This is a genomic window from Streptomyces sp. YS-3 (genome assembly GCF_045257485.1).
Classification (GTDB): Bacteria; Actinomycetota; Actinomycetes; order Streptomycetales; family Streptomycetaceae; genus Streptomyces.
Window position 1 is genome coordinate 1 of record NZ_JBJHPC010000246.1, and the last position, 10223, is coordinate 10223.

A 10223-nucleotide genomic window follows, 5' to 3' on the forward strand; every position below is an offset into this window, starting at 1 on the left:
GCGTGGAGTCGTCCGGGGCGCGGGGGGACGCGGGACGCTACTACTCCCTTCAACCTTACGAACCCGGGCAAGCGGCGGATAGGGACCACGGCCGTCGTGACAGGGACATGTAAGCCGCAATGGATCCGTGTCCTGCGCCCGCGCCGCGCACCGCCCCTCCTTGTCCTGGCGGCGGGGTGGGCCGCAGGCTCATGCGCCCCTCCGGCCGCCCTCCTCCCAGCCCTCTCGCCAGCCCCTCCGTATCGCGCTCTCATGACGGCAGTCACACAGGAGTGATACCTTCGAAGGGCAGGCATCTGGCAGCCCGCCGAGGAGGCCGCACTCCATGAGCCCGTTCCCCAGCTCCGCACTCCGCACCGAAAACTGGCGCCACCTGCGCCTTTCCGTGGAGGACGGGGTGGCCACCGTCACCCTGGCCCGTCCCGAGAAGCTCAACGCGCTCACCTTCGGCGCCTACGCCGACCTCCGCGATCTGCTCGCCGAACTCTCCCGGGAGCGGGCCGTGCGCGCCCTGGTGCTCGCCGGCGAGGGACGCGGATTCTGCTCCGGTGGCGATGTCGACGAGATCATCGGCGCGACGCTCTCCATGGACACCGCCCAGCTCCTCGACTTCAACCGGATGACCGGGCAGGTCGTACGGGCCGTGCGCGAATGCCCCTTCCCGGTGATCGCGGCCATCCACGGTGTCGCCGCCGGTGCGGGCGCGGTCCTGGCGCTGGCCGCCGACTTCCGGATCGCCGACCCCACCGCGCGGTTCGCCTTCCTCTTCACCAAGGTCGGCCTCTCCGGCGGTGACATGGGCGCGGCCTATCTGCTGCCGCGTGTCGTCGGGCTCGGCCACGCCACCCGGCTGCTGATGCTCGGCGAGCCGGTCCGCGCCCCCGAGGCCGAACGCATCGGTCTGCTCAGTGAGCTCACCGGCGAGGGGCAGGCCGACGCGCGCGCCGCCGAGCTCGCCCGCCACCTCGCGGCTGGGCCCGCCCTCGCCCACGCCCAGACCAAGGCGCTGCTCACCGCCGAACTCGACATGCCGCTCGCCGCCGCCGTCGAACTCGACGCCGCCACCCAGGCCCTGCTGATGAACGGGCAGGACTACGCCGAGTTCCACGCCGCCTTCACCGAGAAGCGGCCCCCCAAGTGGCAGGGGCGCTGAGCCGTGCCCGGGTCCCGGGACAGCGGCCCCGGCCCCGCCGGACGGCCAGAGCGGATCGCGGTCATCGGCGGCGGCCCCGGCGGGCTGTACGCCGCCGCACTGCTCAAACAGCTCCGCCCGGACCGCGAGATCACCGTATGGGAGCGCAACGCCCCCGATGACACCTTCGGTTTCGGAGTCGTCCTCTCCGACGAGACACTCGGCGGGATCGAACACGCCGACCCGGTGGTGTACGAGGCGCTGAAGGCCGAGTTCGTCCGGTGGGACGACATCGACATCGTCCACCGGGGCCGCACCCTCACCTCCGGCGGGCACGGCTTCGCCGCGCTCGGCCGGCGCAGGCTCCTGGAGATCCTGCACCAGCGCTGCCGCGCGCTCGGCGTGGACCTGCGCTTCCGTACCGAGGCGCCGCCCGCCGCCGGACTCGCCACCGAGTACGACCTGGTCATCGCGGCCGACGGCGTGCACAGCGCCACCCGGCAGGCGCACGCCGAGCACTTCGCGCCCCGGGTCACCGGCCACCGCTGCCGCTACATCTGGCTGGCCGCCGACTTCGCCTTCGACTCCTTCCGCTTCGAGATCGCCGAGACGGAGCACGGCGTGATGCAACTGCACGGCTATCCGTTCTCCGCCGGCTCCTCCACGGTCATCGTCGAGATGCGCGAGGAGGTCTGGCGGGCGGCCGGATTCGACGAGCTCGACGAACAGGGCTCGGTCGACCGCTGCGCCAAGATCTTCGCGGACGCCCTGGGCAACCGGCCGCTGCGGAGCAACAACTCCTCCTGGACCGTCTTCCGTACGGTCGTCAACGCCCACTGGTCCCACGGCCGCACCGTGCTCCTCGGGGACGCCGCCCACACCGCGCACTTCTCCATCGGCTCCGGCACCAAACTCGCCGTCGAGGACGCCCTCGCGCTCGCCGCCTGCGTGGAGGAGCAGCCCGCTCTGGCGGACGCCCTCGCCGCGTACGAGCGGGAGCGCCGGCCCGTCGTCGAGTCCACCCAGCGCGCGGCAGCCGCCAGCCTGCGCTGGTTCGAGGAGCTGGCGCTCTACCTCGACCAGCCGCCCCGGCAGTTCGCCTTCAACCTGCTCACCCGCAGCCGCCGGGTCACCCACGACAACCTCCGGCTGCGCGACCCCGGCTTCACCGGCGCCGTCGAGCGCGACTTCCCCTGCCCTCCCGGCACGCCTCCGATGTTCACCCCCTTCCGGCTGCGCGGACTTCAGCTGCGCAACCGTGTCGTCGTCTCCGCCATGGACATGTACTCCGCCGAGGACGGACTCCCCGGCGACTTCCATCTCGTCCACCTCGGTGCCCGGGCCCTCGGCGGCGCGGGCCTGGTCATGACCGAGATGGTGTGCGTGAGCGCCGAGGGCCGCATCACTCCGGGGTGCACCGGTCTCTACACCCCCGAGCAGGCGACGGCCTGGCGCCGGGTCACCGACTTCGTGCACCGGCGGGCGCCCGGCACCGCCATCGGTGTCCAGCTCGGCCACTCCGGGCGCAAGGGCTCGACCAAGCTCATGTGGGAGGGCATCGACGAGCCGCTCGACGACGGCAACTGGCCCCTCGCCGCCGCCTCGCCCCTGCCCTACCGCCCCGGCGTCAACCAGGTCCCGCACGTGCTCGACCGCGCGGGTCTCGCCGACATCCGCGAGCAGTTCGCCGCGGCGGCCCGGCGGGCCGCCCGCTGCGACTTCGACCTGCTCGAACTCCACTGCGCCCACGGCTACTTGCTGTCGGGGTTCCTGTCCCCTCTCACCAACCAACGCACGGACGCCTACGGGGGTTCCCTCGCCAACCGGCTGCGTTTTCCGCTGGAGGTGTTCGACACGCTGCGGGGCACCTGGCCGTCCGACCGGCCGATGACCGTGCGCATCTCCGCGACCGACTGGGCGCCCGGCGGCACCACCGCCGAGGAGTCCGTCGAGATCGCGCGGGCCTTCGCCGCCCACGGCGCCGACGCCATCGACGTGTCCACCGGCCAGGTCGTCCCGGACGAACGGCCCGAGTTCGGCCGCTCCTACCAGACCCCCTACGCCGACCGCATCCGCAACACACTCGGCGTGCCCGTCATCGCGGTCGGGGCGATCTCCTCCTGGGACGACGTGAACTCGCTGCTGCTCGCGGGGCGCGCCGACCTCTGCGCCCTCGCCCGGCCCCATCTCTACGATCCGCACTGGACCCTGCACGCCGCCGCCGAGCAGGACTACACGGGACCCGGGGCGCCCTGGCCGGCGCCGTACCGGGCGGGCAGCCGCAGACCTCCCACCGGCCGCACGGACGCGCCCCGGCCACGGCTCACGCTGAACTGAGCCGGCGTGAGCCACGGCTCGCGGAAAATGACTCCCCCCACGGGAACCATCGGGACCGCCGGTCAGTTTCTACAGTGTTGTAGAAGTTGCTACCGAGAACCGATGGAGACCTCATGGCCCTGTGGGACCGCTTCAAGGAGTCCGCGTCGACCATGCAGACGCAGTTGCTCGCCAAGAAGAACGATCTGAAGAGCGGCGCGTTCCGTGACGCCGCCATGGCGATGTGCGCCCTGGTCGCCGCGGCCGACGGCACCGTGGACCCGTCCGAGCGGCGCCGCGTCGCCCAGCTCATCTCCACCAACGAGGTGCTGAAGAACTTCCCCGCCGACGACCTCCAGCGCCGCTTCGACGACTATCTGGACAAGCTCGCGGCCGACTTCGACTTCGGCAAGGTCAGCGTGTTGCAGGAGGTCGCCAAGGCCAGGAAGAAGCCCGCCGAGGCGCGTGCGGTGGTCCAGATAGGCATCGTCATCGGCGGCGCCGACGGCGACTTCGACAAGACGGAGCAGGCCGTCGTGCGCGAGGCATGCTTCGCGCTCGGGCTGGCACCGGCCGAGTTCGACCTGTAGAGGCGGTCGACGGGTGCGCGGGGCTGCCTTCCGCAGCGACCCTCCGCAGCGACCCGTCACAGGGACTCCTCCCAACGACCCGTCACAGCGCGGTCGCGGCCCTCAGCACCGTGAAGAGGGTCACGGTCGCGTTCGCCGACGCCAGCGCCGAGGCCGCCGCGCCGCCCGCGGCGGTCCACAGCGCGAGCCCGGCCGCCGTCCACGCGGGCGGCAACGCGGGAGCGGGCGGCACCGGGCCTAGCAGCGCCGCCACCCGGCGCGGCACCGGTCCGGCCGCAGCGAACCCCACCAGGGCGGTCGCGGCGCCCCGGCCCGCCGTCGCGGGGCCGGACACCAGGGCGGCCTTGCCGATGGCCCGCGCCACCGTCCGGCGGTCGCCCACCGCCCGCGCCGCCTCCTCGTCCGCCCAGCGCTCGGCGGTGTAGGCCACGGCGGTGCGCAGCGGGCGCAGAAACGGGTTGGCGCGCGCCGCCAGCCCCGCCGCCAGCAGGAAGCGGTGGTGCCCCGCCGTCAGGTGGGCCTCCTCGTGCGCGATCAGCGCCTGCCGTTCGCGCGCGTCGAGGCTCGCCAGCATCGCGCGCGACACGACGATCCGCCCGCGTGACCCGGCCGCGTCGCGCCCGCCCGGCAGCGCGTACGCGTAGGCGCGTGTGTCGTCCGGCAGCACGGCCAGCCTGCGCCGGGGCCCGGGCAGCCCGGCCAGCGCCCGGGAGGCGCGCGTGCGTACCCGCCGGTGCAGCCACACCAGGTGCGCGCACGCCCCCGCGACCGCTCCCAGGAGAGGGATGGCCACCCGGCCCACCACCTCGTCGTAGGGCAGCACCGCCCGCACCTCTGGGTCGGCCCACGCGTCGGGCAGCGGATTGCCCGGCAACTGGGCGGTGCCCACCACCATCAGCAGCACCAGGCACAGGGTGCTGCACAGGGCGAGGACGCCGCCGACCGCCGCGAGCAGCCAGGTCGCCGCCCGGGGATGCAGCTGTTGCTCGGCCAGTCGGGCGATCGGCCAGGCGGTCAGGGGCAGGACCAGCGGAAGGAAGACGAACATGCCCACCGGGTCAGTCCCCGCTCTCCGCTTCCGCGCCGTCGAGGAGTGCGCGCAGCAGCCGCTCGTCGTCGGGCGAGAGCGCGGTGACGAAGCTGGCCAGCACCGCGCCCCGGTCGGACTCGCCGTCCAGGACCTTGCGCATCCGCAGCGCCGCGAGCCCGGCCTCGTCGGCCGCCGGGGTCCACACGAACGAACGCCCCGCGCGCTCCCGGGTCACCGACTGCTTGGCGTACAGCCGCGACAGGATGGTCACGACGGTGGTGTACGCGAGCGCTCCGCCGATCCGCTCCCGCACCCAGCCGGCGGTCACCGGCCCCGCCGCGTTCCGCAGCGCCGCCAGGACCTGGGCCTCCAGCTCACCCTGCCCCCGCCTGCGGGCGCGCCCGTCCTCATCCGTCACCTCGTCATCCTACTGAGGTGGGCCACGCCCCTCTCAGGCCTCGCCAGGCCCCCGCTCGTCCGGCCCCCGTACGAACGCCGCTCCCGCGTCCCGCAGCCGGGCGTGCAGACGGCGGAAGACCTCCGCGGACCGCTCGCCCGGCCAGTCGGGCGGCAGCAGGGCGGCGGGCAGGCCGGGGTCCGCGTACGGCAGACGGCGCCAGGAGTCCAGGGCGAGCAGATAGTCCCGGTAGGCCTCCTCGGGCGACACCTCGGACGACGTCCGCGCGCGTGCCTCCCAGGTCCGCAGGGCGGGCTCGTGCAGCCCCAGGAACTCCTCGTGCTGCTTGGCGATCGCCGTCAGGTCCCACCACCGGCCGACCGCCTCGGCCGTCGGCGCGAAGCCCAGGTGCTCGCCCTGGAACAGGTCCACGTACGGGGCGAGTTGGAGCCGTTCCAGGGTGTGCCGGGTCTCGTCGTACAGCCGCGCCGGGGCGATCCACACCCCGGGCGCAGCCGTGCCGAAGCCGAGCCCCGCGAGGCGGGAGCGCAGTACATGGCGCTTGTTGCGCTCGGACTCGGGGACCGAGAAGACGGCCAGGACCCAGCCCTCACGCGCGCGTGGCCGGGCGTGCGGGTAGATGCGGCGGTCACCGTCGTCGAGCAGCTGGCGCGCGTCGGGGGACAGGGCGTACCCGGCGGCGCCGCCCGCGGTGCGCTCCGGTACCAGGAGCCCGCGCCGTTTGAGGCGGGAGACCGACGACCGTACGGACGGCGCGTCCACGCCCACGGCGGCGAGCAGGCGGATCAGCTCGGCGACCGCGAGGGAGCCGGCCGTCTCGCGCGCGTACGCGCCGTAGAGGGTGACGATCAGGGATCGGGGTGTGTGCTGCTCGGCCACGTGATCACTCTAGGGCCCGTAGCCGGAAGCGTTGCAGCTTGCCGGTCGGCGTCCGGGGGAGGGCGTCCAGGAAGACGATCTCGCGCGGGCACTTGTAGGGGGCGAGTTCGGCCTTCACATGGTCGCGGAGCAGCGCGGCCGTGGCGTCGCCGCCCGCCACCCCCTCGCGCAGCACGCAGTAGGCGACGACGACCTGTCCGCGTGCCTCGTCGGGGCGGCCGATCACGGCCGTCTCCACGACGTCGGGGTGGCGCAGCAGCGCGTCCTCCACCTCCGGTCCCGCGATGTTGTACCCGGCCGAGATGATCATGTCGTCGGCGCGGGCGACATAGCGGAAGTAGCCGTCGCTCTCGCGCACATAGGTGTCGCCGGTGAGGTTCCACCCTCCTTGGACGTACTCCGTCTGGCGGGGGTCGGCCAGATAGCGGCAGCCGACGGGTCCGCGTACCGCGAGCAGACCGGGCTCGCCGTCCGCCACCGGCCGGCCCGAGGCGTCCACCACGCGTGCGTGCCAGCCGGGCACGGGCCTGCCGGTGGCGCCCGGTCTGATCTCGTCGTCGGCCGCCGAGATGAAGATGTGCAGCAGCTCGGTGGCGCCGATGCCGTTGATGATGCGCAGACCGGTGCGCTCGTGCCAGGCGCGCCAGGTGGCGGCGGGCAGGTTCTCCCCGGCCGACACACAGCGCCGCAGCGCCGCCACGTCGTACCCGTCGAGTTCGTCCAGCATCGCCCGGTAGGCGGTCGGCGCGGTGAACAGGACGGAGACCCGGTGCCGGGCCAGCGCGGGCAGCAACTGCTTGGGGCCCGCCTGTTCGAGGAGCAGCGAGGAGGCGCCCGCCCGCATCGGGAAGATCACCAGCCCGCCCAGACCGAAGGTGAAGCCGAGCGGCGGGCTGCCCGCGAAGACGTCGTCGGGCCGGGGGCGCAGGACGTGCCGGGCGAAGGTGTCCGCGATGGCCAGCACGTCCCGGTGGAAGTGCATACAGCCCTTGGGGCGGCCGGTGGTGCCCGAGGTGAACGCGATCAGGGCGACGTCGTCGGCCGCCGTCGCCACGGCCGTGAACGGCTCCCGGGCGGCCGGCGCCTGCGCCAGGCGCAGCAGGTCGTCGGCCGTCCCGCCCCCGTAGGGGGTGACGCGCAGACCGGGCACCGCCGCCTTCTCCAGGTCCGCCAGGGAGCGCGCGTCGCACAGGGCGTGCCCGATCCGGCCGAGTTCGCAGATGGTGGCCAGCTCGTGCGCGCGCTGCTGGGCCAGTACGGTGACGGCCACCGCGCCCGCCTTCATCACCGCCAGCCAGCAGGCGGCCAGCCACGGTGTGGTGGGCCCGCGGAGCAGGACCCGGTTGCCGGGGACCACGCCGAGGTCGGTGGTGAGGGTGTGGGCGATCCGGTCGACCCGGGCGCGCAGCTCCCCGTACGTCCACACGGCCCCCTCTCCCGTACGGAAGACGGGCCGGTGTGCGCCGAACCGTTCGATCGTGCGGTCCAGAAGCTCGGCGCCGCAGTTGAGCCGCTCGGGATAGCGCAGCTCCGGGAGGTCGAAGACCAGTTCCGGCCACTGGTGGGCGGGCGGCAGATGGTCGCGGGAAAACGTGTCGGCATGCGCTGAGGTCTTCAGCTCCATACGGGATCGCCCCCTTGTCGCCTCTGGAGCGTATCGTTTGGATGACGGCAGTCAACGGTTCGCGATAAGAGGGAGCCCCGTGAGCCGCTCGGCCCGGATTCCGGACCCGATCCCGGACTCGGCTCCCCGACCCCGGGTCGGTGGACGCGGGGCGGCGGGTGCACAGCGAGACTGGACGCGACACGAGAGGGGCCGCCATGCCCGCATTCGCGCTGGAGCCGGAGCAGGTGGACTGGTGCGCGCGGCTGCGCGCCACCGCCACGGAACGCCTGCGTCCTCTTGCCGACAAGGGTGACCCGGGACGCGTGAACCGGCCACTCGTCGCCGCCCTCGGTGAGCTCGGGCTCCTGGAGCGGCTGTTCACCTCCGGCGCGCTCGACCTGTGCCTGATGCGCGAGTCACTGGCGTACGCCTGCACCGAGGCGGAGACCGCGCTCGCCCTCCAGGGGCTCGGCGCCCACCCCGTCGCCGCGTTCGGCACCGAGGCGCAGCGCGCTCGCTGGCTGCCCGAGGTCACCGCGGGGCGGGCCGTGGCCGCGTTCGCGCTCAGCGAGCCGGACGCGGGCTCCGACGCCGCCGCCCTCGCCCTCAAGGCCGAACCGGCGGACGGCGGTTGGCGCCTCAGCGGCGAGAAGTGCTGGATCTCCAACGCCCCCGAGGCCGACTTCTGCACCGTGTTCGCCCGGACCACCGAGGGCGCCGGGGCGCGCGGCGTCACCGCCTTCCTGGTCCCCGCCGACCGGCCCGGAGTGAGCGGCGCCGCCCTCGACATGCTCTCCCCGCACCCGGTCGGCACGCTCGTCCTCGACGGGGTGCGCGTCGGCCCGGACGACGTGGTGGGCGAGCCGGACCGGGGCTTCCGCGTCGCCATGGGCACGCTGAACCTGTTCCGCCCGAGCGTCGGCGCCTTCGCGGTCGGGATGGCGCAGGCGGCCCTGGACGCGACCGTCGCGCACACCGCGCACCGCAGCGCGTTCGGCGGCCCGCTCAAGGACCTCCAGGCGGTCGCCCACCGGGTCGCGGAGATGGCGACCCGCACGGAGGCGGCGCGCCTGCTGGTCTACGGGGCGGCAGCCGCGTACGACAGGGGGGCGCCGGAGGTCCCCCGGTACTCGGCGATGGCGAAGCTGTTCGCCACGGAGACCGCGCAGTACGTCGTCGACGCGGCCGTCCAGCTGCACGGCGCGCGGGCGCTGCGCCGCGGCCATCTGCTCGAACACCTCTACCGCGAGGTGCGCGCCCCGAGGATCTACGAGGGCGCGACCGAGGTGCAGCGCACGATCATCGCGAAGGAGCTGTACCGATGAGTCTGAACCGGGTGAACCCCGCCGAGCTCTCCCCGCCCACCGGCTTCAGCCACGCCGTCACCGCCACCGGTGGCCGGCTGGTCTTCCTCGCGGGTCAGACCGCGCTCGACGCCGACGGCAAGGTGGTGGGGGAGACGGTGGCCGAGCAGTTCCGGACCGCGCTCACCAATCTGCTGACCGCGCTCGCCGCCACCGGCGGCACCCCGGCGGACCTGGCCCGGGTCACCGTCTACACCACCGACGTCACCGGCTACCGCGCCCGGGTCCGCGAACTCGGCCTGATCTGGCGCGAGCTGGCCGGGTGCGACTACCCGGCGATGGCGGTGATCGGCGTGGTGCGGCTGTGGGACGAGCAGGCGCTGGTGGAGCTGGACGGGTTCGCGGTTCTGGACTGACCGGGGGCGGGTGCCGTGGCGGGCGCGTCCCGCACTGCGGCGGAGGGCCCCGAGGTGAGGTGGCCTGCCGTGGACGCCCCCGAGGTGACCCGCGGCGGAGAGTCCTGAGGTGACCCGCGGCGGAGCCCTGAGGTGACCTGCGGGGAAATAGGGGCCGCACAAGTCTTGTCAGTGCAATTTCACATTACTATGTTACAGCTCACAGTTACGGCTCCTCCGTTCCGCAAGTGCCGTACGGAACAGGGCGAATCACCCCGGTCCATCTCCCGCCCAGGGGGGTCGGCTCGGTGTGCCCGGCCCCGGGAGCCGTGACCGCAGTACCCGCACGCGTTCAAGCACCGCAGCGCCACCCCCCAAGTCGCCTCCCACACAGGAGCCTTTCGGTGTCACAGCTCAGATCCGCGCGCAAGCCGCTCCTCGCCGCCGCCGTCGCGGCAACCCTGCTCGTCACCGCCGGGCAGGCCGCCCAGGCCGCGCAGTCGTCGCACCCCGCGCAGGCCGGTGCCGCGCAGGCGCTCCCCGCCTCCCTCGC

General features: G+C 73.7%; 9 protein-coding genes. 5 read left to right on the top strand and 4 right to left on the bottom strand.

Going from position 1 to position 10223, the window contains the following annotated elements:
- Nucleotides 1-325: 325 nt before the first annotated feature.
- From ACJA3G_RS20235 to ACJA3G_RS20245, 3 genes are all read left to right on the top strand, one after another.
- Nucleotides 326-1153, top strand: coding sequence for an enoyl-CoA hydratase family protein (locus tag ACJA3G_RS20235; RefSeq protein ID WP_406554428.1), 828 nt, complete (start codon nt 326-328; stop codon nt 1151-1153).
- A gap of 3 nt (nt 1154-1156) precedes the next feature.
- Complete coding sequence (locus ACJA3G_RS20240) at nt 1157-3469, top strand: bifunctional salicylyl-CoA 5-hydroxylase/oxidoreductase (RefSeq protein ID WP_406554429.1); 2313 nt, start codon at nt 1157-1159, stop codon at nt 3467-3469.
- Nucleotides 3470-3582: 113 nt separating this feature from the next.
- Entirely contained in the window at nt 3583-4038 is a 456-nt protein-coding gene (locus ACJA3G_RS20245; RefSeq protein WP_406554430.1) for a tellurite resistance TerB family protein, read from the top strand.
- An 82-nt stretch (nt 4039-4120) separates the two neighbouring features.
- Here the strand turns inward: ACJA3G_RS20245 and ACJA3G_RS20250 are convergent, their stop codons facing one another.
- The 4 genes from ACJA3G_RS20250 to ACJA3G_RS20265 are packed head-to-tail and all read right to left on the bottom strand — an operon-like array spanning nt 4121 to nt 7989.
- The gene (locus ACJA3G_RS20250) at nt 4121-5092 is read right to left on the bottom strand and encodes a M56 family metallopeptidase (protein WP_406554431.1); all 972 of its coding nucleotides are present in this window, start codon (nt 5090-5092) and stop codon (nt 4121-4123) included.
- A gap of 4 nt (nt 5093-5096) precedes the next feature.
- Nucleotides 5097-5486, bottom strand: coding sequence for a BlaI/MecI/CopY family transcriptional regulator (locus ACJA3G_RS20255; protein ID WP_406554432.1), 390 nt, complete (start codon nt 5484-5486; stop codon nt 5097-5099).
- Between the two features lie 33 nt (nt 5487-5519).
- Complete coding sequence (locus ACJA3G_RS20260) at nt 5520-6365, bottom strand: PaaX family transcriptional regulator C-terminal domain-containing protein (protein WP_406554433.1); 846 nt, start codon at nt 6363-6365, stop codon at nt 5520-5522.
- A 4-nt stretch (nt 6366-6369) separates the two neighbouring features.
- Nucleotides 6370-7989 carry an AMP-binding protein gene (locus tag ACJA3G_RS20265; protein WP_406554434.1) on the bottom strand — a complete coding sequence of 540 codons (1620 nt, stop codon included), beginning with the start codon at nt 7987-7989 and terminating at the stop codon, nt 6370-6372.
- A 197-nt stretch (nt 7990-8186) separates the two neighbouring features.
- On the opposite strand from ACJA3G_RS20265, the gene ACJA3G_RS20270 reads away from it, so the two are divergent.
- Nucleotides 8187-9296, top strand: a complete 1110-nt coding sequence (locus tag ACJA3G_RS20270) for an acyl-CoA dehydrogenase family protein (RefSeq protein ID WP_406554435.1) — start codon at nt 8187-8189, stop codon at nt 9294-9296.
- The gene (locus ACJA3G_RS20275) at nt 9293-9691 is read left to right on the top strand and encodes a RidA family protein (protein ID WP_406554436.1); all 399 of its coding nucleotides are present in this window, start codon (nt 9293-9295) and stop codon (nt 9689-9691) included. The genes ACJA3G_RS20270 and ACJA3G_RS20275 overlap by 4 nt, the downstream gene beginning before the upstream one ends.
- Nucleotides 9692-10223: the final 532 nt, after the last annotated feature.